Below are 23,872 nucleotides of genomic sequence, written 5' to 3'. Positions count from 1 at the left end.
GAGGTGCAGCTAGTGTCAGTTAGTCCATCAGAAATCAGGGGAAACGCTTCACAAATCCATAGTCTAATCAATGAAGTGAACAGTACTTCAAAAAAACTGCAAAGTGATTATACACAATCGGCCAGCTATTGGACCGGTACGGCTTCTAAAGCATTTCAAAGTGAATACAACGAGCTGGATAGCGAAATGAAGACCCTGCTTACAATGCTGGATAGGCTCGAAAGTGGGGTCCAAAGAGTGGCTTCAGAAGTGATCCGTGCTGAACAGGAAAGAGAAGAAAAGCGAAGACTAGCAGAGAAAGCGGCGCAAGAGGCACTGAAACAAAAGCAATTAGAAAAGCAAAAGCAAAGCCAGAAGTAATGACAGGGGTGTTGAGATAGAAATGCTTTGAAAGGAGGTGAATAATGTGGCGGGAAACAATCTTACATTTAATCCGGATCAGGCACTAGGTGTAGCTAAGTCTATTAAAACCAAAGCAAACAATGCAGATACTCTTATCAAACAATTGCAATCTGAAATTCATGCTGTTAGCGGTTGGTGGCAAGGAGAATCACAAACTGCTTTTATACAACAATTCGATGGACTTATGCCTAGTTTTAAGGAAATGGTTCTCTGTGTAGAGAACATCAGTAAGAACCTAACGCAAATTGCTAACATCAAGCAACAAGCCGAGCAAGAAATGGCAAGTAAACTGCGTGGAAAATAATGCTGGCATACATAACAAGGCAGATTTTGAGCTATCTGCCTTGTTAGTATGATTTTAAGTAAGTATGAAGTGAATTTATTTGGGGGGATCTGTAAGTGAAGCTGACCGAACAACAATACATAACACTGGCATCAGTTGTAGAAGCAGCAGACGGTCTCGAACTGACGGATAGTCTGGCTTTTGCTGGTGCAGCAGCCTATGCCTATAGAGATGAGCATGATGATAGATTAATTATCTTTACATATAAAGGAAAAGATTGGCTTGCGGATCTGCAGTCTCTGTTAAGCGGTCAGAGCAGCATGCCGGAGGAAGCATCAAGATTTTTATTAAAAAACAAAGGGGAGAAGGATTGCCAGGTTACTGGTTATTCCATGGGCGGTGCCTTAGCTCTTTATGCAGCAGCGGTTAATGAGGGGATTGGTGGTGTGGTATTCGACGCACCAGGTATAGCAAACATTCTGACTGCGGAGCAAAGGGGAAAGCTTCAGGTTAAAAATATTGTGGCTTATAACAGTCTTGTATCCGCGTTAGGCAAACACAACGAAGAGATTGTATTTGCTAAATCGGGTATAGAAGAAACGGAATTTCTAATTCCTGATTCGCTTTGGCAGCGCTATACCTTTGACTCTGAGGGGAGCGTGATTATAGGTGAAAAAGGGAATGCCTATGCTTTGCTATCCAAGATTAATATCCTAACGGAAGAGCATACGCCTGTTTTTGATGCTGTTATGAGTGGATTTGGGGATACCGTCGGACTAACAGAATCTGCATCGGATCATTTGGGTTACGTGATATTTACCTTAATAGATCAGTTGGATGTAGGAAAAGTGCGAGGTGCACTGATTGAAATTGCCCACAAATATGAACGAATGTTGGATGCGAAGTTCAGCGAGTGGAGAACCGAAATGAATAATATTCCGGAATCCTTCTTATTCGATGACATCCGTGCGAAATTTGAACAACTATCTGAAGCATCCATGCTAGAGGCAGCGGGAATAGCAGAAGAGCTTAATGAAATCACGCAAGCTGTCTTATCCATCCTGCTGATTTGCAGTCCGGTAGGGGATAAGCTGATGGACCATGTAGAGGAATGGTTGAATAAACTGACAAATGCCCTCATGGAACGTATGGAGAAACTAACGAACCAAATGACATTACATCTCGATAAGGTGGTTGAAACAACCATGAATCAAATGCTCAAATTTCCAGAATTGAAGCTGGATTTTGAGTTCTGATTACTAACTGGAATCGCCATCAAAAAGGAGTGAAGCCAGCATGAAAAAGATTTATACAAGGAAGGTGTTGACTCTGATGTTGATATTATCAATGTTCAGCTTTATGGGATGTGGCTCTAGAGAGGAGAAAAGTGAAAAGAAAATTTTGAGCTCCTTGCAGGAAAAGTATGGCGAGGAATTCATCCTTGATGGCATAGGCGGCGGTTGGGGAACGATGAACAACAATACATTGAAGGCGACTGTGCATCCTAAGAAGGATGACACGATTAATGTACGGGTGGAAATCACGAAGGATTTGGAAAAGGTGTATGACAACTATTTAAACCAGGTGGTAGCAAAAAAAGACGAACCAATGATTCAAGCAATCGCTGCTAGCATTTGGCCTGACAGTAAAATTATCGTTGCCAACGAAACGGGGTTGGTTTACCCCAAGCATAACGATACAAAGATTTCCTACGAGCAATTTCTGAAGTTATATCCAACGAATACGCTGGTGATTTCAGTCTATTTAAATAGTGATAACTATGTTGATGGTAATGGAGATATGGACCAAGAGGCAGAAATGAGAAAATATATGGATTTTGCAAAAATACTAGCAGAAAATAAATATGTGAGTAGTCTGATAGGGATAGGATACCTCACTCCAGAGGCCTATGGTCGATTAGAAGAGGTCAAAAAGGCAGAGGAAAGTGTTGACATATATTTTAGTGACGAAACCAAAAAAACAGGAATTATTAATATAGTTACAATGGCTGGATTCAAATTAGGAGTTGATGGAAAGATTGTAGAATCTCAAGACAAGATTAGAGAATTCTTTGATATATGGAAAGAGGACAGAATAAAAAGAATGGAACAAAGAGGGGGATTGTAATGGACGATACGCTTACAGAGGTAGAGTTAAAGCAGATCTCACAACTTGTTTATTTAGATATACTCAACATTAAGGATTTGGAAAAAACATATGCATTATATAAAAAAATCACTCTCGGCGAAGTTCTCAACTTCTACGCTTCTCCCGCAGGTCAGCAACAATTAAAAGAACGCTTTCCTGACGATCTTAACGGAGTCAAAGAATACAAGCAGTGGAATGATCTCATAGAGCAGATGAATATATCTGATTATCAGAATTGGGAAATCTCCAATATCGTCTCTCATAATAAAAAAGAGGAATCAGGTTTTGTTGCATTTACAGTAGATACCAAGAACGGGGCAAAGGTAGCGGCGTTCCGGGGTAGTGAACCAATGGATAACCCGCTTTACCATAATGACTGGAAAAACAACGGAACAACTGCATATGCCCTTGAATCTTTACAACAGGCGGAAGCTAAAGAATATATGGATAATTTCAAAATAGATGCGGGTTATGAATTGTTTCTGACTGGGCACTCGCTAGGAGGTAATCTAGCCCTATATTCCTCTTTTATATTACCTGAGAATTTACGGAATCAACTAACTTCCACATCAACGTTTAATGCACCGGGATTTAATGGAATCTTGCTTGATAAACACAGGGCCACTATAGATGAATTGAATGAGAATGACAAAATTAAAGAGTTCAGAAATAAAAATGACATCGTTCCGGCCTTATTTCAAAATCCATCAGCAGGTATTTACATTGATACTGAATCTGAAAGGAATACCGTGCTGCCACATCATTCCTTATTCTCACTGAAGATCGACGGGAACAATGAGTCTTTTCAACGTTCAGAGTCACAGACTCGGGCTTTGGTTCCTAACCTTGTGCATAATATTACAGTTGGTTTAGAAATTGTGCCGGGGCCACTAAAGGAAGCATTGGTTGAAGGGATTTTTAAAGTATTGGATGGGGAAGTAGATCTGCGACCATTAGCGTTTGCGGGAATAGCCGTAGTTGGGCTTTTAATGGTGACTGTTGGGCCCGTTGCAGTTGTTACTGCGGCGATTACTGCAGCGTTAGCTGCGCTCGTTGTCACTATAAAAGCTCTGGTTGCGCTTTATGTGATTGGTTTTGTAATTGACAGTGTGATTCCCTGGATTGAGCAAAAGGTGGAGGATATCAAGGAGAGAGTGGTCTCCTTTTATAATCAAAGTGTTGAATTTGTAACGAATATGGTGACAGAAGCTGTCCGAGTGACTAATTTGATCGGTGATAAAATTGAGGAGTTTTCACAAAAGGTAAAGCACGCAGTCTCTGATTTTATGACGAAATTAAAAGAGGGCTTTAATCGTTTTGTAGAGAATGCCATTCAGTATATTGAAGCTCAGAAGGAATATTGGATTAGTGTAAAAGACAAAGCAATGAAGAAAATGGGGGATATATTCCAAAGTGTAAAATCTAAAATTAAGAAAACTAAGGAAGAATTTATCGCTGGCGTACGCACGATTAAAGATTCAGCGATCAGCAAAGTCAAATCGACCGTAACGAAAACCATAACGAAGATTGCAGTTGCATCTGCTAGTGTCATTCAAGGAGCCAAGATTTTGGCGAATATGGATAAACTGGAGAGTCTGCAGAAAAGTCTGGTGCGTAAGGAAGAGAGCATTGCTGAAGCCGTCGAGAGGATATTATCTATAGCTTCTGGAGTCAGTTCTAACGTGGGCAGGACTTACAGTGAATCTTATGTTCAAGCTCAATTAAGAGAAGTTCAACGTTTAAGCAATGAAGTCCGGACACAGAAAAATCGTGTAACAACAGCGATTAACGGAAAAACTGCAGGTTTAAGATACACAGTTACAAAATATCGAGAGATTGAATCCAAAATTGTTGCAGCTGCCCGTGCAAGTACTACCACAATACATCTTAACTAATTATATCAGGAAATAGAAAGATAAATTGAGAGGAGTAATTATATGAAAAAATTAATCAGTTCTCTACTTTTATTACTAATGGTATCCCTGATGACTTCTGCATTTTCAGGTTTTGCAGCAAGTCTTCCATTGAGGGTAGTAGTAAATGGAGAAAAAGTTATTTTTCCAGACGCCCAGCCTTTTATCGATGCGCAGCAAAGAGTACAGCTACCCGTGCGTTTTATAAGTGAAGCGCTTGGAGCTAAGGTGTTATGGGACAGTAAGGCCAAAAAGGCAACAATCTCGCTTGAAGGCAAAACAATGGGTGTCTATATCGGGAAAAAGAGTTATGAGCTCAATGGAAAAACAAAACAAATGGACACGGCAGCATTGTTCAAACAGTCAAGAACCTTTGTCCCACTTCGATTTGTATATGAAGGACTCGGTGTAAACGTGAAATGGGATGATGCTGTGAAGACGGTCTACATCACTACTCCTTCAGGTGAAATAGCTACCTCTGATAAGCCTGCTACGGGAGAATCAACGAATGGAGCGAAGACGGTAACGATTCATGGGTTTGAAATCCCGTATACTCAATTGGGGGCCAATCTAGAGTCGACTTATATTACCGATTCACAGCTGACAGTATACAACAATGATGATCGGAAAGCAGGTCAGTATCTTTTTCAAATCACAATTACATTTACTAATATAGGCTCTGACCCTGCACTGGAAGCGAAGGAAGCGGAGAATATTCTTAGACAAAACATTGAGGGCGATGTCGTAGATTCGATTATGAAGTATGTTAGAACAAAAACAAAAAGAATGGATGAGCTAGATTATAAAGTCTTCCAAAGCAAAGATTATAAAATTGATGTAGACTCTCCTGGTATGGGGGATATAGGAATCGCAGTATGGCCGAAGTAGGAGAGGTGAAGGTATGAAAAAATCGATATGGCTTAGTATAGTGACAATATTCTTATTCCAATCTATAGCTTCTTCAGTTTTCTCTGAAGAGTCAGTGAATGATACATCTAACAATCTTCCAAAAACAGCGACAGCTGTTATCGAGAAGATCAATAAAGATATGGCGGAGCTCTATAAAAAATCTAATTATTACACAATGGAGACTAATAAAGGAAAGTTAAGAGAGGATTTGTTGCAAAACCAGATAAAATCTAACAATAGTAATTTTGAGATTGTTTATGGTGGAAATCATGAATGGCTTGAGCATAGCAATATGTTTGCTTTTTCCGGGTATTCGATTGATGGGGACTCGGTCTCAACTGAGGGAGCTCCATGGTATGCTGGATGGAGCGGGATTCAAATTCAGAATTTTAATATGATTAAGGAACCTTGGAAGGACTCTGGCGTAAAATCAAGCTACAAAATTAGAAAAAATGATTTTGATGCATTTGTAGGTCGGGATATTGAGTATCTAGCAAATTCCGGCGGGACTTTTGAGCAGGCGATTCTTACTGGACTAAACCTGAGCTATGCCGGTAAGAAATATGAACGGTTCATCTATAACAATCAAGACAAGGAGTATAAAGACAGGGTTGTATACACTCAGAATACTACACCGTCTAAGGGAGGGCGATGGATAGATTATGTTCACGTCTTGCAACCGCCTACCTATCTGTCTTGGGGATCAGGGAGGATTTACATCCAAGGTTCCAACGGAAATATTACTTACTTAGGCATTCCTATCGCACCGTTTATTTTGCAGGTAAATGATTTATCCCCTCATTTCGAAACTTTGCCAACCGGCGCGGTAGCTGGACAAGAGGTAACCGTTGGAATCAGGCTCAGATCCAGCTTCGCCACGCAGAAAACAACAGATTACGCTTGGAAGATCACGAGTAACGGAAAGGAAATCCCTGTAAGATACCATGGTCATGCGTCAACGTTAGCAGGTGAAATTATGCTTGCGGCTAATACGGCTGACAATATTCTTTTCGCGACATTTACAATGCCTGATGAGGACGTATACATCCAGTTTAATCTGAACAGGCTGAAGTCACCTAATGAAGTCTTTTACGGAAATAATGAGATTTACGGATGGATTAAGAAGATCAACTCGATGCCAACAACTAAAGGCTCCTTCGATCTGGATTATAATGTGTTATCGAAAAAAGTGAAATTCGGGTTAGCCGATGGTGCTGCTATAAAGGCTGTTCTACAACCGCAATATTCTGATTTTACTTGGAGTGGGAATGCTACAGGCGCTTTGGAAGTAATCAATAATTCGGATACTATCTATCGTTATTTCCGTGTGGAGAATAATCCGCTGGTTAACGATGCCGCCAGTACTATAGTTAGGCAACCTGACATCATAGCTAGTCTGCAGCGTCCTGATTTTGGTGATGATCCTGTTAACGGTAAGTGGTACATTAATCCGGCTCCGTATACACCTAATCAAAAGTCAGGTAATATCAGTTTCCAGGGTACTGTGAGCAGAAATTTCACTCGTAATTATCAGGTGTGCAGCACAACTAAGAACGGGCAAGGTAAAGATGTTGAATCTTGTCAAACGTATACGGAGAGCGGCAGCACTTCAGCTCCGTTTACACCAGGTGAGGATGTCAAAACCATTCGGACCTATATTTATAACGGGGCCAAACAAATAGCACCTAAGCTGTACAAGAATTCAATAGACAAGAATAAAGCGGATTCTTTGATTCGAAAGCTCCTCTGGACAAGTGAGCCTTACAATTATAATGTAATCCGCTGGATGGCTCATGAAGATGAGAATAAGAACTTACAGGATTGGACGAAAGTAAAGGGGCAATTCGAACGAATCTTCACACAACAGGCAAGCGGAGACATCGGTTGGAAGGTAGAGAATAGCATGGCTCAAGCTTATAAGAAAGCCAGAGCTACCGCTAAAAAAATGCTTAACGACAAATCTAATTATGATACCGCCGTGTTTGCGACGGATAAGCAACTTCAAGGGTATGATTATCCGATTAAATCCGGATATTATTTTAATCCTGTTGGAACGTATACCTTTACACTGGAGACAGTTACGTTTAAAGATACGGATAAAGACACGAAGGACCATAAGGATCTTGTTGAGGAACTTACGAATTCTTTCCGATATGAAACTGATCTTATGTATATCAATAATGATAAAGTTGCGGTCAATCTGCGGAATGAACCACTGAGCAAAAACGGGAATAACTTTGCAAGAAAGCCAGCAGCTTTATCCGTAGAGGATAACACCGGAGTGAATGATGCGAAATTGTTGACGGTGGAGAACAGCTTTACTAAAGATGTGGAAGAGATCCCATATTCACAAGAAAGAGAAAGTGATAATGGCACCCATGAATTCTGGAAGAATATATTAGAGGGTTACTCACAGTCTAGTACACTGGGAAGCTTCGACAATTTCAAATACCGTGAATATGTGGGCTTGAATCAGAATATGTACAAGATCACGGAAAAGTCTACGGTGACGATTACGATTAATAAGGACCATATTCCTGTCTATACTACAGCTGAAATGCCAGATGGGAAGTACTATGTTAAGGCTTGGTTGGCAGATGTGGAGCTCTCCAAGAGTACCAACGCATACAAATCACTGGGCAAGCTTGTCGGCATTAAGCCGCTGGATCAAATTGAGGTTACGGTAAAAGGCTCTATGTTTGATGACTTAAATAATTAAACAACAATAGTCTCCCTTCATGCAAAATAGCATGAAGGGAGTTTTATTATTGTGATAGCGCTTCATCCAACGTATAATAAGGGCTGTTGATTGTTTTTTTATATTGTTTTTTATTTTCACACTGGATGGCGGATTATTGCTTATTGGAGAAGGGAGATAGTTGCTATGAAGTTATTGGGAGCGATTGAAGCAGGCGGAACGAAGTTTGTATGCGGGATTGGTTATGAGGACGGTACCATTCTGGACCGAGTTAGCTTTCCGACAACAACACCGGAAGAAACGATGGGACTCGTAATCGACTATTTTAATGGGAAGAATGTAGAAGCTTTTGGTATTGGATCGTTTGGACCGATTGATCCCGTGCTGGACAGCCCTACTTATGGTTACATAACAACGACACCAAAACCTCACTGGGGACAATATAATCTGGTAGGCACAATGGCTGAGCAATTTAACGTGCCGATCGGTTTTGATACGGATGTGAATGGTGCAGCGCTTGCGGAAAGTAAATGGGGAGCGGCTAAAGGTCTGGACAGCTGCCTTTATATTACGGTTGGGACAGGTATTGGAGCGGGAGCAGTTGTTGGAGGTCAGATGGTGCATGGATTGTCTCATCCTGAGATGGGACATATTCTAGTTCGCAGACATCCAGAGGACACGTTTGAGGGCTACTGCCCTTATCATGGCGATTGCCTTGAAGGGTTAGCCGCAGGTCCGGGGATTGGCAAACGCTGGGGACAACCAGCAGGCGAGCTACCTGTTGACCATCCAGCTTGGGATATGGAAGCTCATTATCTTGCACATGCACTTATGAATTACGTGCTGATTCTGTCTCCCGAAAAAATCGTAATGGGCGGTGGGGTCATGAAGCAAAGCCACTTGTTCCCGCTAATCCGTACCAAGCTGCAGGAGCTGCTTAAAGGTTATGTTCAGCATCCAGCGCTCAATACCGATATTGATAATTACGTTGTGCCACCGCAGCTTGGAGATAATGCAGGACTTGCAGGTGCGATTGGACTGGCAACCTTAGCTTTGGCAAGAAACTAGTATAAAAAGATATTGACTGTTAGGAAATATATGGTATTGTAGGATCTAACAGTATAGCATTTAATGAGGGAGCACCTCTTTCACGTTTATCGTGAGAGTGGTGCTTTTTTGCGTTTTCCGAGTCTGACAGTGTGGGATTCACACCAGCGAAGAGTAGCTCAGACCCGGTAGGTATAGTGCTTGCTGAAGACTAGAAAGGCAGGGATGAATATGCAAATTGTATTTATGAATCGCTTATCCAGAATATCTGGGGTGGATCAAGAGGTGTTCGCTCAGCTATGGATTGGAGAGGAAGAAGGAGTGTGGAGCCTGGGCTGGCGTGATTTTTCAGACGGTGAGGAGACGCAGGAGCATTTGTGGTATGCGGGTGGTTCTTGGAATGAAATGCTCTGTGTTTACAGGCATGAGCTGGCGGTGAAGATGGGGGATGGCTATCGGCCGTTGATTGATGGCGTATTTCATGAAGAAGACGGCCTTACTGGGCGCAATCAGGAGCAGCTAAGGCTGCAATATTACAGTGAATATAATGGGAACGAAGCTATTTATGAGGAGTTATGTGCTTGGCGCCGCAGCCGAGCTTCTAGTGAACGGAAAGCCCCTTACATTCTTGCCAGCAATCGTTTGTTACGTTTGATAAGCACTTTCTTGCCGCATACACCAGAGGAGCTGCTGCAGATCCCTGGTGTAGGGGAAGGAAAGGTAGCCCAATATGGCACGGATTGGTTGGCTATAACCTCTACGGCTGCAAGGGAGCATTCCTTTCCTTTGAATTGGGTTCACCAAGAAATTGAGGAGGACTCTTTTGTATCCTGGCTCTATAAACAGAAAGAGGTCAAATATAAGAAACAGCTAGAAAGACTGCGATTACGGCGAATTCTGCTGCAAGGGATCGAGAATGGGTTAGGGTTAGAACAGCTTAAGGTGAACAGTGGAGTGAACCGTCGCGAACTGATTGAAGCGGTAGAGGAGCTGGAAAGAGAAGGTTATTGCGTGGAGAAACTGATCGAGGTAGAACTGAAAAATATGCCGCAGAATGAACAGGAAGCGATATGGAATGCCTATGTAGAGGCAGGAGATCTTTTTCTAAAGCCAGTGCTGCATAAGGTGTATGGGGAGGATTTTTCAGCAGCAGAAGGGCTGGATAGCTATTATGAACGTCTGCGGCTGATCCGCATTCGTTTCCGGCGGGAGCAAGCTCCTAAAGTGGGCGTGGCGACCAGTTTCTAGTAGCTTTTCCTCATATCAAAAAGACGAAGGCTTCCTTACACCATAGGGTTAAAGGGCCTTCGTCTTGCCTATTCGTCCGTTTATTTTCATAGCCATTCTTTCTTGCGGAATACATACAGCATCCCACAGCCTAACGTCAACATTAGACCTATAACGGCAAAATAGCCGTATTTCGTATGCAACTCAGGCATATGATCAAAGTTCATCCCATAGATTCCGGTAATTACGGTCAAAGGCATGAATATCGTTGTAATCGCGGTAAATACTCTCATAATTTCATTGGCGCGGTTGGCGATACTGGATTGGTAGGCCTCACGTAAGTTGCCCATGAGATCGCGGTACGTCTCAAAGGTTTCGGATATTTTAACTGCATTTTCATAAATGTCGCTAAAATACTTCTGCAGCTGATCATCAATCAGACGGAGGTCTTTTTTGTTCAGGGTATTGATAACCTCTTTCTGTGGTCCCAGCATCTTCTTTAACCATAAGATCTCACTTCGCAGACCGATAATCTCACTCAGATGAGATTTCTTGGTATGCATTAGGATATCCTCTTCAAGCTTCTCAATCCGGGCTTCAATTCGGTCACCTACGGAGAAATAATTATCTACGACAAGGTCGATAAGCAGGTAAAGGAATTGGTCTGGTTCGCTAACCTCTTGCTCCCATAACATGGGCTTCAGGATGCGCAGCTCGTGGATCTTTTGTTTCGTTACAGTAATAATATAATGTCTGCCCAAGAATATATTGAGTGCCCGCAGGAAAATTTCCTCATCATCAAAGCGGATGCTGTTTACAACAATAAAGTAATGACTTTCGTATATTTCGATCTTTGGACGTTGATCCTCTTCACTAAGGCAATCCTCAACAGCGAGATCATGCAGGTTGAACAGGGGCTGAAGCAGCTCCAAATCCTCCACATCTGCATCAATCCAATAGAACCCTTCTGTTGGGGGTGTCAATGTTTCATCAATTTCATCAATAGGTGTAAAAACCCCTGCATTCACCAGCCGGATTTTCATCTGATTCCACTCCTTCTATCCCCGGGTCTTCACCAGGGACTGCTAATTAAGCACAGAGAAAAAAATCAGCTTGGCCGGCGTTACAATCAATACAAGAGGCCGAATGACGATTCGAGGGCATGAAGAAGAACTGCTCCCGCCGCCGGCAAGCTGATGATTATCCTGTGTGGTTGCTCATTTTGTACACTTAATTGCGAGCTCGGGTCGCCTTCCATTCTTCTTCTCACCTCTTCTTTTCGTTCAGGTATGAAATACTTGTCTAGTATAACAACGGAGTATGCCTCTTTCAAGCAAATTTATTGTTACTTTAAGGCTACTTCAGCATTGTATGGACTTGACGAAAAGGAGGTTCATGATTTAAAGTAAATTTTAAAGAAATTTAATTGAATACAGCTAAATCTTATCAAGAGCAGGTGGAGGGACTAGCCCTATGAAACCCGGCAACCGGCGTGTGAACGCACGGTGCTAATTCTTGCGGAACTTTGCTGACGACTAAACCCCGTCCAAAAGTTTCTGGCAGATGAGAGAGGCGCATATGACTGTAGATATGACCTTTCTCGTTTTCCGAGAAAGGTCTTTTTATTGTTCAGAAAGCCGCGATGTGACAACATAACCTAAATACAGTTAAGGAGTGGAAAGACAATGCCAATTAAAATTCCCGACAGTTTACCAGCAAAAGAAGTACTATCCGGAGAAAATATTTTTGTGATGGATGATAGTTTGGCTTTCCATCAGGATATCCGTCCACTAAGGATTGCTATTCTGAATCTCATGCCGACTAAAGAAACGACGGAGACTCAATTGCTGCGTTTAATAGGAAATTCACCGCTGCAAGTTGATGTTACCTTGCTGCATCCACGCTCACATACTTCTAAGAATACTTCTGCTGAGCATTTGAGAAGCTTTTACAAAACTTTTGACGAGATCAGCCACCGCCGTTTGGATGGCCTTATTGTTACAGGAGCACCCGTAGAGCAAATGGAGTTTGAGGAAGTATCCTATTGGGAAGAGCTAAAAGAGATTTTTGAATGGAGCAAGGATAATGTGACCTCGACCATGCATATCTGTTGGGCGGCACAGGCAGGGTTGTATCATCATTTTGGTGTTCGTAAAGTGGCATTGCCTGAAAAATGTTTTGGTGTATTCTCCCATACGATTAATCAAAATAACATTAAATTGCTGCGCGGTTTTGACGAGGTATTCCATGTACCGCATTCCCGTCATACCGATGTCTCCCGCGAAGATATTGAGAGCAATCCAGATCTGCAGATTCTGGCAGAATCCGAAGAAGCTGGTATGTATCTAGTAGCTACGACCGACGGCAAACAAATATTTGTGACCGGACATTCCGAGTACGATCCTCTATCCCTGAAATGGGAATATGATCGTGATTTGGAGAGGGGCATGGAGATGGCCTTGCCGAAACACTATTTCCCTAAAGATGATCCAGAACGGACACCTCCTGCAGTGTGGCGTGCACATGCCAACTTATTATTCTCTAATTGGCTCAATTACTATGTATATCAAGAGACACCTTACGATATCGACCCGATTGTTTATTAAGATCAGCGCTACATTATAATTTAGGAGGCATTTATCATGGACGACAAACTTAGGATTGAAAGCAGACTGGCACAAATAGGTTCACAAGAAGATCCGGCTACCGGAGCCATTAATTTTCCTATCTATAATGCTACGGCATTCCGTCACCCGAAGCTTGGGCAGAGCACAGGTTTCGATTATAGCCGTACCAAAAGTCCGACCCGTTCCGTACTGGAGAATGCGGCTGCGGAATTGGAGTCTGGTGATGCAGGTTTTGCCTGTAGCTCTGGGATGGCGGCTATTCAAACCATATTTACCCTGTTTGGGCAAGGCGATCACTTGATCGTTTCGCTGGATCTTTACGGCGGGACCTATCGTTTGTTGGAACGAATTATGTCCAAGTTTGGAATCACTGCTTCCTATGTAGATACGAATGATTTGGATGCGCTTGAGGCTTCCCGTCTTCCAAATACAAAGGCGATATTTATTGAAACGCCAACGAATCCTTTGATGATGGTTACGGATATTGCAGCCGTTGCTACTTGGGCTCGTCATCATGGGCTGCTCACAATTGTAGACAATACACTGCTGACTCCATTTTTCCAGCGTCCTCTGGAATTAGGTGCGGATATTGTAGTCCATAGTGCTACCAAATATTTGGGCGGACACAATGATATACTTGCTGGTCTTATTGTATCTAAAGGGGCTGAATTATCCGCTGAAATAGCGATTCTACATAACTCTATTGGCGCTGTGCTTGGGCCAACAGACAGTTATCAGCTGATGAGAGGCATGAAGACACTGGCTCTGCGTATGGAACGGCACGAGAGTAATGCACTAGCAATTGCCCGCTATCTACAAGAGCACCCGGCGATTGCGGAAGTGTTCCATCCAGGCCTGCCGGATCATCCGGGATATGAAATTCAGAATCGCCAGTCCTCGGGCAATACCGGAATTTTTTCTTTCAAATTAAAAGATGCCAGATACGTAGAACCTCTGCTTCGTCATATCCGGCTTATAGCCTTCGCTGAGAGCCTCGGCGGGGTTGAATCGTTAATGACCTATCCTGCAGTACAGACGCATGCGGACATTCCTGTGGAAATTCGGAATGCGGTGGGTGTAGATGATCGGTTGCTGCGCTTCTCGGTGGGCATTGAACATGCGGAGGATCTAATTGCTGATCTGGGTCATGCTTTGGAGGCTGCGCGGGCGGAAATCGAAACGAAGTAAAAGTAACGGCAACCCAGATCGGCACCGAATTGCTGGGAAATATCGAGGATCTATCTCACCGTTGATTTAGAACTGGTGTTAGACTGAGGATGAAATAGAGCTGTCTCATAAGCCGGGAATTGGCTGCTGGGATAGCTCTTCTTTTTGGACTTTTCGCTATTGGACACAGCTGACCTTAAACGCAGCATTATTCCACATTTGGAATGTTAACGGACTCCACAGCAGCTATTGCGCTAAAAAACAGCTTTCATGAGGCTCTTTTCATGGAATAGCATCACTGGAGTCCATAACTATGCTCTAAAGGCTAAAAACTTGCAAATAACGTCATCTGTGTCCGACAGCCTCAGGGAATTTTGATTCAACGGGTGCAGGCAGCAATGTAAGGACTCTTTCTGCTGGATGGTATCTTGCTAAGAAAGTAAAAAGTTTTTCAAGCTGTTCAGATTGTGATACGATGAGGAAATGAACTGTTCATTTATTAAAATATAAGGTATAAGTTACATACTATACTTTATCCTTATGTTACTACGAGAAACGGTTGTTATCTCTAAAGGACGACAACGTTATTTTTTCTTGTGATTTTGTGAATCTACCATATCCCTAAGGGTTTAAAAGGAGGATGCGAACGATGAGTGCGATAGATCTTATTTTGGATAAAGCCCTGCGGGGCGACCGTCTCCAATTGGAAGATACCATCCGACTATTCGAGAGCAACGAAATTGAGAAAATGGGTGCTGCTGCAAACACTATTATGGAACGCTGGCACCCGGACCCGTTAGCCACTTTTGTAATTGGCCGTAATATTAACTATACGAATGTATGTGATGTGTACTGCCGTTTTTGCGCTTTTTACCGCAGACCAGGCTCGGATGAAGGCTATGTGCTGCCAGATGAGGCGATTTATCAAAAAATTGCTGAAACAATTGCTGTTAATGGTACAGAAATTCTTATGCAAGGTGGAACTAATCCTAACCTTCCATTTAGCTACTATACAGATATACTGCGCGGAATTAAGCAACGGTTCCCTGAGATTACAATGCACTCCTTCTCTCCTGCGGAGATTATGAAGATGAAAGAAGTATCAGGATTACCACTGGAACAAGTGGTTCGTGAAATTCATGCTGCGGGTCTGGATTCATTGCCAGGCGGAGGCGCAGAAATTCTTGATGACCGTACACGCCGCAAAATCAGCCGACTAAAAGGCTCGTGGCGCGAGTGGATGGATGTAATGCAGACGGCACATAAAGTGGGTATGAATACCACAGCGACAATGGTGATTGGGCTTGGGGAAAGTATGGAGGAACGTGCTTTGCACTTACTACGTGTGCGAGAGGCTCAGGATGAGTGTATTGCCAATAAATATGATTCTGAAGGTTTCTTGGCCTTTATCTCATGGACATTCCAGCCGGACAATACCAACCTGAAGCTGGACAGACAAACGCCTGAGGAGTATCTGAAGACGGTAGCGATCAGCCGCCTTGTGCTGGATAATATTAAGAACTTCCAATCTTCATGGGTCACTATGGGACCAGAGGTCGGCAAGCTCTCCCTGCAATATGGCTGCAACGATTTCGGCAGCACAATGATTGAAGAGAACGTAGTATCTTCGGCGGGTGCGACTTACAAGGTAAACATCGAGTCGATCACTCAGCTGATTCGCGAAGCAGGCAAAGTTCCAGCGCAGCGGAATACACGTTATGATATTCTGCGGGTGTTCGATGATCCTAATGCGAAGATTGATAATGATTTTGTAATGCAGAACTAATATATATTAATTAATCAACGCTTGATGCTTGTTAATCCTTCAGTGGACTAATGAGCATCAAGCGTTTTTTTGTAAGGTTAGGATTACGATCATTAGCAAGCCTCATTGCAGAACACATCTGAATCTTCGCTTGTTATATCATCCGTTAGGCGTATGGACCCAGTGGACCTTATTCGTAAATTCAGCGTCTTTTGAGCAGGTGTTCGACCCCAGCGACGGTATCCTTGAAAAGAGCCTCATATAGGCTGGTTTTTAGCGCAATAGCGACTGTGGGGTCCGATAGCATGGGGGATATCGGAAAATGTGGCGTATAAGAGCATTAGTGTCCATAGAGCTGAGGTATACGAACATTATGAACTAAGGTTAACTACACAAACTAAGGTTGGTGTGGAGTACGCCTTTTTAAACGAAACTTTATATAAATGTGAACATAAATTCATTTTTTATTTCTTTTTATCCATTCACATTATTATCCAAAAGTGATATCATAATCATATCAAAAGAATATCTAGTGGGGGTGCTTTTATGAAAGAGAAAACGCTTCGTCCTGTCAGTGGATTTTGGGTTCTCGCATTGATTGCAGTTTGTTTAGCTGGAGGAATTTATGGTGCTGTTCAGGAGTATGTCGCAGTGCCAGTCATTCTGTTCGTTGTAGCTGGAGTTCTATGTACAAGTTTTACGGTTGTGCAGCCCAATAAGTCGGTCGTAGTTACCTTTTTCGGGCAATATGTAGGGACTATCGTGACAAGTGGCTTGTTTGCAGTCATTCCGTTCAGTTTGCGCAAGACGGTTTCCCTCCGCGTGCGTAACTTTAACAGTGTCAAGCTGAAGGTTAATGATGTGGAAGGTAATCCGATTGAAATTGCTGCAGTTATCGTATTTAAGGTAATTAACTCTGCAAAAGCGCTTTTTGATGTAGATAAATATATGGCGTTTGTGGAAATCCAAAGTGAAACAGCGCTGCGTCATGTAGCCAGTAAATACCCGTATGATAACTTCAATGAATCGGGCATGTCCCTGCGGGCTAATGCAGATGAGATTGCTAAAGAATTGGCAACCGAGCTGCAAGAACGTTTGTCGATATCTGGTGTAGAGGTCATTGAAGCGCGGCTTACACACTTGGCTTATTCCACAGAAATTGCCAGTACAATGTTGCAACGTCAGCAAGCATCTGCAATTCTGTCCGCTCGTCAAATCATTGTTGAAGGCGCCGTAGGCATGGTCGATATGGCGATTAAACAGCTTAAAGAAAGCGGCGTAGTTGAGCTTGATGAGGAACGCAAAGCGGCGATGATCAATAATCTGATGGTTGCGATCGTGTCGGAGCGCGGAGCGAGTCCGGTCATTAACGCCGGCTCGTTGTACTAAGGCGGTGCATCATGGCGGCCAAGAAAAGCTTTCCACTGCGGATCGATCCGGATCTGCATGAGGCGCTGGAACGATGGGCGGGAGAGGAATTTCGCAGCGTAAACGGACATATCGAATACTTGTTGCGTGAGTCTTTGAAACGTGCAGGCCGCTTACCTGAAAAAAAACGGCGAGAGGAATAACCACAAAAGGACTGTTTCGGCATCCATGTATTGGCTGCCAGAACAGTCCTTATGTGTGTCTTCTGCCTGAGTTTCTATCATTTTGGACCCTTTTCTGACTTGACTGTCAGAGAGGACAGATTTATAATTACTCCATAATTCACGTTAACAGCATTGACGAAGATATGAGTTGATTGTTCTGGACCGTTCAGAGAGAGGAAACTTAGGCTGAAATTTCCTCCGGCATCCTGCTTTCGATTTACCCCTTTGTAGCTGCCGTTTTGAACTCCCTGCAATGGGATAGTAAGAACTGCCGGTTCATGGTCGTTACTCCATGCTTACGAAGGATTCTATCTTCACTCCGCTTGAGGTTTCAAGGGAGGCTAGAGAGAATCGAATTTGGGTGGAACCACGGGTGTAATCGCTCGTCCCTTTGCGGGACGGGCGTTTTTTTGTGTGCGTGGATATTATTGTTCCGCAAAGGTTAAAGGGCCGTTAGGCTTAATTATATGAAGGAGGAATTAGCAATGTCAGTAAGTATTAAGCTTCCGGACGGTTCTGTCCGTGAATACGCAGAGGGTAGCAGTATTGATGATGTAGCAGCTTCTATTAGCAGTGGCCTGCGCAAAAATGCAGCAGCGGGGAAAATGAACGGTATCGTTGTAGATTTATCTACTCCCCTTGAAGAGGGCGCACTGGTAGAGATCGTAACTTTGGATTCACCTGAAGGTCTGGAGGTTATGCGTCACAGTACAGCTCACTTGATGGCTCAAGCGGTTAGACGTTTGTTCGGAACAAAAGAAGTTAAGCTTGGTGTAGGTCCGGTCATTGAAGATGGCTTCTACTACGATATGGATCTGGAACATCCTCTAAATCCTGAAGATTTGCTCAAAATCGAAAAGGAAATGGACCGCATAATTTCGGAGAACCTGCCGATCGTGCGCAAAGAAGTTAGCCGCAAGGAAGCACTTGAAATTTTCGGTGAGCTAGGTGATCCTTACAAGCTGGAATTGATCGAGGCATTGCCTGAAGATAGCGTGATTTCTATCTATGAACAAGGTGAATTCTTCGATCTATGCCGCGGACCGCATGTGCCGTCGACTGCCAAGATCAAAGTCTTTAAATTGATGAATGTAGCTGGTGCTTACTGGCGTGGCGACAGCAAGAATAAGATGCTTCAACGCGTATACGGCACAGCTTGGATTAAAAAAGCTCAGCTTGATGAGCATCTTCGCCTGCTTGAAGAAGCGAAGAAACGCGACCACCGGAAGCTTGGTAAAGAGCTTGAAATCTTTACATTTAATCAATTGGTAGGACAAGGCTTGCCAATCTGGTTGCCTAAGGGTGCCAAATTGCGCAGTATTCTGGAGCGTTATATCGTAGATCTGGAAGCAAGTCTTGGCTATCAGCATGTATACACACCAGTTCTGGGTAATGTTGAACTGTACAAAACTTCAGGACACTGGGAGCACTATCAAGAGGATATGTTCCCTAAGATGACTATCGACAATGAAGAATTTGTTCTTCGTCCAATGAACTGCCCGCATCACATGATGATTTATAAGAGCTCGATGCACAGCTACCGTGATCTGCCGATCCGTATTGCTGAGCTTGGTATCCAGCACCGTTATGAAATGTCAGGCGCATTGACTGGATTACACCGTGTACGTTCGATGACTCTTAATGACTCCCATATTTTCTGCCGTCTGGACCAAATTAAAGGCGAGTTCATTCGTGTAATCGAATTGATTAAACAGGTATACAGTGACTTTGGTATTAATGACTACCGTTTCCGGTTGTCCTATCGTGATCCTAAGGATACAGAGAAATATTATGCGAATGACGAAATGTGGGAAACTGCACAGCGGATGTTGCGTGAGGTAGTAGAGGAAGCAGGACTGCCGTTCTACGAAGCAGAAGGCGAAGCTGCATTCTATGGTCCTAAACTTGATGTGCAAATTAAAACTGTATTAGGTAAAGAAGAGACTCTGTCTACTGTACAAATCGACTTCTTGCTGCCTGAACGTTTTGAACTGGAATATATCGGTGATGATGGTCAAAAACACCGTCCAGTCGTTCTGCACCGCGGAATCTTGGGTACTATGGAACGTTTCGTTGCCTTCCTGTTAGAGAACTTTGCGGGCTCGCTGCCGCTTTGGTTATCTCCACAGCAGGTTAAAGTAATTCCTGTATCGACAGCGTTCGACGATTATGCCAAGGAAGTTACAGACAAGCTGCGTCGCCGTGGTATCTCTGCTGAGGCAGATCTCCGCAATGAGAAGCTGGGTTATAAGATCCGCGAAGCTCAGCTTGAGAAACTGCCATACATGTTCGTAGTTGGCGAGAATGAGATGAACGCTCAGACGGTCTCCATCCGTAAACGCGGGGAAGGCGACATTGGAGCTAAGCCGCTTCAAGAAGTGATTGAGCTCTTGTCTCAGGAAATTGCTGATCGTGTGATTTCCTAATTTCTTGTAATTAACAACACCAAAATTACGTCTAAATAAGACCTCTGTTATATGCCCATGAGGATCAACTTCTGATCTTCATGTATAAAATTTTGTGAATCGGGAAACCTTCGCTAATAAGGGGGAGGTTTATCACATGAACAAAATGGGCATATTTCAGAGGTTTTGGTGTCTTTTTGTCACCATCGTTTTGCTATTGACCGCTGCTGGAATCATTCCAGAATCTAAGCAACAGGCAGTAGGGGCCATTGGGACAGGAGACACTTTACAGCACACGGGTATTAACAAAACGCTATCGAACGAGTTGCAATATACCAAGGCTAATTCTGTGTTTATGAGAACCACAGATGATAAGGTCGTTCTTGCGACTGGCCGCGCCACACTAATGTCAAACGAGGCGCATTCCGTCGCACCTGTATTACCTGCAACAACAAAAAATAAACCAGCAGCGACAAAGGCACCGCAGAGCACCAAAGCTCCAACCACTAAAACAAATGGTGGCAGCGGATCTTCAAAACAGTTACCAAATTCTATTCCTGTAGCCGCTCCCGCGGAAGACCAGATTATTACTTCAATGAAAGTAATGGCGACTGGCTATACTGCGGGTTATGAATCTACAGGTAAAACATCTAAGCATCCCGAATATGGAATCACTTATTCAGGTGTAAAAGTGCGCAGAGATAAGAATACAGTCTCAACCATTGCTGCTGACCCTAAGGTTTTGCCGCTGGGTAGTATTCTTTATATACCGGGCTATGGATACGCCATAGTTGCTGATACGGGCTCGGCTATTAAAGGGCGGAAGATTGATCTGTATTTTGCTACTACGAAACAGGTGTATAAGGAATGGGGCAAAAAATCGGTTGTAGTTCAACTCATTAAGCGTGGTAACGGGACTTGCACGGAAGTCATGCTGAAGAAGCTGAGCCAAGCGATTGAGACTTACAAAGCAGTGCCGCAATCCCTACTCGAAGAATCCATTTAATGGGATTGAACTTATTTTCACTTGGTCATGCATAATAGTGACATCACCTTGCCATAATACGGACTGGGGCAAAGCAATTGCCTCTTCCGAGATGTTCTCTTAGTAAGCATATTCTATGCTGCATAAGAGAAAAGGAGGTGAATTCCGTGGCTAATAACAAGAAATCTAAAGTACAAGAAAATTACAAAACACCAAATGAAAAATACAATGCTGAGTTTGCTGTTGAGAATGACGGCGCTAACAAGCAAAGTGGAAATACTTCTAAACCAGCTCAGAAACCGCAACAATAATGCGCTAACTGAAGCAGAAGACTGCTGAAAAAAAGAGACTGTCCAAATCAGTTAATTACTGAGGGACAGTCTTTTTTCATATATAATGAAGTAAATAGAATTTTATCCCATTCATCTCAGTCTAGAGACTGAGGGGAAGTTCCTTCTCTCGCCGCTGTTTCTCAGCACTTCATTCCTGTAGACTAAGGCTATAAGATTGAAGAAGAGAGCGTTCCACTACTTTAAAGGGGAAATGAGTCATGAAAAGAAGGTTCACCAGCCAGGTTTTAGGCGGCCTGATCCTGATAGGGATTGGAGCTATGTTTCTACTGAGACAATTGGGTTACACTGATTTCAGCTTAGGTTACCTGATTTCGAATTATTGGCCGGTTATCTTGATCCTAATGGGAATGAAACGGCTTTTAGGTACAGGGGAGGAGCAATCAAAAGGTTCTTCACCTATCGGCGGCTTTTTCTTTCTGGCGATCGGAGTGTTTTTCCTTGGACGGAATTTAGATTGGTTTGATATTTCGGCCGGGGATTTTTTCAAAATGTTCATTCCAGTCATGTTGATTGGCGGCGGACTTTATGTGATTTTTAAACCACGCGGTTCAGTACCACCTGTGCCACCAGCTCCACCGTCACCACCAGATCACTTTCCTTCAGGAAAAAGCTCACTAGATGTGGAGCCGCCCAAACCGCTGGATTCCACACTTGATGAACAATTTGAGCAAAAATTCGGCAAGGCTTCTGGTCAACGCGACTGGAAGGACTATCTTCAAAAAGATGAAGAAGACGATGAGGACGAAACAGGATCTTATAAGTCCGGCGCTGAAGCACGTTGGCAAGAGAAGCAGGAACGACACGAGCGCAGACGTCAGGAACGTCATGAGCGTCATGCTCGTAGACATGGTGAATGGCATGAGGAATTCCATGAATCAAATAATCAAAAGGAATCGACCAATCGCTCTGCTTTTATCGGAGATGTCCACATGGGGCGCGAGCATTTCCAACTGAAGAACACGAATATCTCGCAGTTTATCGGCGATACCGTACTGGATCTGACGAATGCACAAATTGCTTATGGCGAAACGAGGATTAATATTTCCGCTTTTATAGGCGACATTAAAGTGTACATTCCGAATGATATGGATCTTGGCATCTCGGTGAACAGCAGTTCTTTTATCGGGGATATGGAAGTTCTGGATCAGTCTCGCAGTGGGTTTATGAGCAGTGTACAGTGCAAGACTCCTTATTATAAAGAAGCAGGCAAAAAAGTCCGTATAAATGTAAGTGCATTTATAGGTGACATTAAAGTTAAAACGGTGGGTTAGATGGGGACAATCTTCAGTAATACCAAATGGTTGCTGTTGTTTTACTTTTTGCTCACTGGAGCGGTAAGCGCTGGATTGATGTATGCAGGCACTTGCCTTGGTTATATCGAAGTGAAGGATTATCGGATGTGGCTGTACTTATGTCTCGGGATTGTGTTGTTCACTGTAGTTATCGGCTACATGGCAGGCCAGCGGATTCAGCGCCGGATTGATCATCTGGATCTGAATATGCTGCAGGTAGCCAAAGGAAATCTGTCCGTACGGATGCCAGAAAGTGACGATCAGTCTTTTGCCCGAGTGTATCACGAGTTTAATGTCATGATGGATACGGTTGAGAATAAGATGCAGCTTCTACAGCGATTGGGTGAACAAGAGGTTATTGAGAAGGAACAGGCAGCGGAGAGTGCGGTGTTGGAGGAAAGAAGGCGTATGGCCCGGGATCTGCATGATACGGTGAGCCAACAGCTTTTTGCCATCCATATGTCCGCTTCTTCGCTGCCTAAAGTTCTGAAGGTCAATGAAGCTCAAGGTCAAATGGTCATGGACCAGTTGATTACAATGTCTCAGATGGCACAAAAACAAATGAGAGCATTAATTGCACAACTGCGTCCAGTGGAGCTGGAAGGTCGAAATCTGTTCGAGGCGCTGGAAAAATGGTTTCCCGATTATTGTCGCCAGAATGGCTTAAAAGGAATGAAGGAGCTCGAACTTCAGGGCGAGTTATCGGAAGCGATCGAACATCAGCTGTTCCTAATTATTCAAGAGGCGATGGCGAATATTGTGAAGCATGCTGAAGCTAGACTGGTCAGCTTATCACTGCGTGAAGGATCAAGACAAGTTGTGCTGAGTATTAGTGATGACGGTCAAGGTTTTGAACATGTGCAGCAAAAACAAGGCTCCTACGGTCTCACCACCATGCGCGAACGCGCGGAGAAACTGGGTGGGCAAGTGGAGATTATTAGCCGCAAGGGTGCGGGAACGACGATCCGTGTACATATTCCTAAGTTTGTTCAAGGGAACCCAGAATTAGAGCAGAATAGATCGTTAGGAACAGATACACAGGACGAGGAGGAGTAGAGC

The 23,872-nt window shown here is 43.4% G+C and carries 20 protein-coding genes and 1 riboswitch; of the genes, 19 read left to right on the top strand and 1 reads right to left on the bottom strand.

From position 1 onward, the window contains the following. The first annotated feature begins 12 nt into the window (after positions 1–12). The 9 genes from NST45_RS18880 to NST45_RS18840 all read left to right on the top strand — a co-directional run bounded on the left by NST45_RS18880 (position 13) and on the right by NST45_RS18840 (position 10,648). The gene (locus NST45_RS18880; protein WP_162164277.1) at positions 13–360 is read left to right on the top strand and encodes a WXG100 family type VII secretion target; all 348 of its coding nucleotides are present in this window, start codon (positions 13–15) and stop codon (positions 358–360) included. 46 nt (positions 361–406) lie between these two features. Next, the gene (locus tag NST45_RS18875; RefSeq protein ID WP_036684485.1) at positions 407–706 is read left to right on the top strand and encodes a WXG100 family type VII secretion target; all 300 of its coding nucleotides are present in this window, start codon (positions 407–409) and stop codon (positions 704–706) included. A 95-nt stretch (positions 707–801) separates the two neighbouring features. Further along, the gene (locus NST45_RS18870; RefSeq protein ID WP_038569545.1) at positions 802–1,941 is read left to right on the top strand and encodes an Mbeg1-like protein; all 1,140 of its coding nucleotides are present in this window, start codon (positions 802–804) and stop codon (positions 1,939–1,941) included. A 40-nt stretch (positions 1,942–1,981) separates the two neighbouring features. Then, the gene (locus NST45_RS18865) at positions 1,982–2,812 is read left to right on the top strand and encodes a hypothetical protein (RefSeq protein WP_076103994.1); all 831 of its coding nucleotides are present in this window, start codon (positions 1,982–1,984) and stop codon (positions 2,810–2,812) included. Beyond that, complete coding sequence (locus tag NST45_RS18860) at positions 2,812–4,728, top strand: Mbeg1-like protein (protein ID WP_076224118.1); 1,917 nt, start codon at positions 2,812–2,814, stop codon at positions 4,726–4,728. The genes NST45_RS18865 and NST45_RS18860 overlap by 1 nt, the downstream gene beginning before the upstream one ends. A 42-nt stretch (positions 4,729–4,770) precedes the next feature. Continuing rightward, positions 4,771–5,634: a copper amine oxidase N-terminal domain-containing protein gene (locus NST45_RS18855; RefSeq protein ID WP_076101575.1), complete on the top strand. Its 864-nt coding sequence runs from the start codon at positions 4,771–4,773 to the stop codon at positions 5,632–5,634. 13 nt (positions 5,635–5,647) lie between these two features. Further along, the gene (locus NST45_RS18850) at positions 5,648–8,374 is read left to right on the top strand and encodes a hypothetical protein (RefSeq protein ID WP_076224116.1); all 2,727 of its coding nucleotides are present in this window, start codon (positions 5,648–5,650) and stop codon (positions 8,372–8,374) included. Positions 8,375–8,539: 165 nt separating this feature from the next. Continuing rightward, positions 8,540–9,421 (top strand): ROK family protein, encoded by an 882-nt coding sequence (locus NST45_RS18845; protein ID WP_051491338.1) that lies wholly within the window; start codon positions 8,540–8,542, stop codon positions 9,419–9,421. Between the two features lie 210 nt (positions 9,422–9,631). Then, complete coding sequence (locus NST45_RS18840; protein WP_036684572.1) at positions 9,632–10,648, top strand: HRDC domain-containing protein; 1,017 nt, start codon at positions 9,632–9,634, stop codon at positions 10,646–10,648. Between the two features lie 86 nt (positions 10,649–10,734). On the opposite strand, the gene corA is transcribed toward NST45_RS18840, so the two are convergent. Continuing rightward, the gene (gene corA / locus NST45_RS18835) at positions 10,735–11,670 is read right to left on the bottom strand and encodes a magnesium/cobalt transporter CorA (RefSeq protein WP_038569550.1); all 936 of its coding nucleotides are present in this window, start codon (positions 11,668–11,670) and stop codon (positions 10,735–10,737) included. 397 nt (positions 11,671–12,067) lie between these two features. Next, positions 12,068–12,197: riboswitch (SAM riboswitch) on the top strand. A 115-nt stretch (positions 12,198–12,312) separates the two neighbouring features. Here corA and metA point away from each other — a divergent pair. The 10 genes from metA (at position 12,313) to NST45_RS18785 (ending at position 23,869) form a co-directional block, all read left to right on the top strand. After that, positions 12,313–13,233, top strand: coding sequence for a homoserine O-succinyltransferase (gene metA, locus NST45_RS18830; RefSeq protein ID WP_076141381.1), 921 nt, complete (start codon positions 12,313–12,315; stop codon positions 13,231–13,233). 36 nt (positions 13,234–13,269) lie between these two features. Further along, on the top strand, positions 13,270–14,442 hold the full coding sequence (locus NST45_RS18825; RefSeq protein ID WP_076141382.1) for a PLP-dependent transferase: 1,173 nt from the start codon (positions 13,270–13,272) through the stop codon (positions 14,440–14,442). A 628-nt stretch (positions 14,443–15,070) separates the two neighbouring features. Next, entirely contained in the window at positions 15,071–16,207 is a 1,137-nt protein-coding gene (gene mqnC / locus NST45_RS18820; protein WP_036684474.1) for a cyclic dehypoxanthinyl futalosine synthase, read from the top strand. Between the two features lie 525 nt (positions 16,208–16,732). Continuing rightward, positions 16,733–17,575 carry an SPFH domain-containing protein gene (locus tag NST45_RS18815; protein WP_038569553.1) on the top strand — a complete coding sequence of 281 codons (843 nt, stop codon included), beginning with the start codon at positions 16,733–16,735 and terminating at the stop codon, positions 17,573–17,575. A gap of 11 nt (positions 17,576–17,586) precedes the next feature. Beyond that, positions 17,587–17,757 (top strand): toxin-antitoxin system HicB family antitoxin, encoded by a 171-nt coding sequence (locus NST45_RS18810; RefSeq protein ID WP_036684471.1) that lies wholly within the window; start codon positions 17,587–17,589, stop codon positions 17,755–17,757. Positions 17,758–18,263: 506 nt separating this feature from the next. After that, positions 18,264–20,204 (top strand): threonine--tRNA ligase, encoded by a 1,941-nt coding sequence (gene thrS / locus NST45_RS18805; protein ID WP_036684469.1) that lies wholly within the window; start codon positions 18,264–18,266, stop codon positions 20,202–20,204. A gap of 136 nt (positions 20,205–20,340) precedes the next feature. Further along, positions 20,341–21,189, top strand: coding sequence for a 3D domain-containing protein (locus NST45_RS18800; RefSeq protein ID WP_235219506.1), 849 nt, complete (start codon positions 20,341–20,343; stop codon positions 21,187–21,189). 146 nt (positions 21,190–21,335) lie between these two features. Further along, positions 21,336–21,479: a hypothetical protein gene (locus NST45_RS18795; protein ID WP_176462582.1), complete on the top strand. Its 144-nt coding sequence runs from the start codon at positions 21,336–21,338 to the stop codon at positions 21,477–21,479. Between the two features lie 239 nt (positions 21,480–21,718). Then, complete coding sequence (gene liaF, locus NST45_RS18790; RefSeq protein ID WP_036684468.1) at positions 21,719–22,792, top strand: cell wall-active antibiotics response protein LiaF; 1,074 nt, start codon at positions 21,719–21,721, stop codon at positions 22,790–22,792. Continuing rightward, positions 22,793–23,869, top strand: coding sequence for a sensor histidine kinase (locus tag NST45_RS18785; protein WP_036684466.1), 1,077 nt, complete (start codon positions 22,793–22,795; stop codon positions 23,867–23,869). The last annotated feature ends 3 nt before the right edge of the window (positions 23,870–23,872 follow it).

The sequence above is a fragment of the Paenibacillus sp. FSL R7-0163 genome, assembly GCF_037969975.1.
GTDB lineage: Bacteria > Bacillota > Bacilli > Paenibacillales > Paenibacillaceae > Paenibacillus_AQ > Paenibacillus_AQ odorifer.
This window is presented reverse-complemented; position numbering and strand designations above follow the sequence as displayed.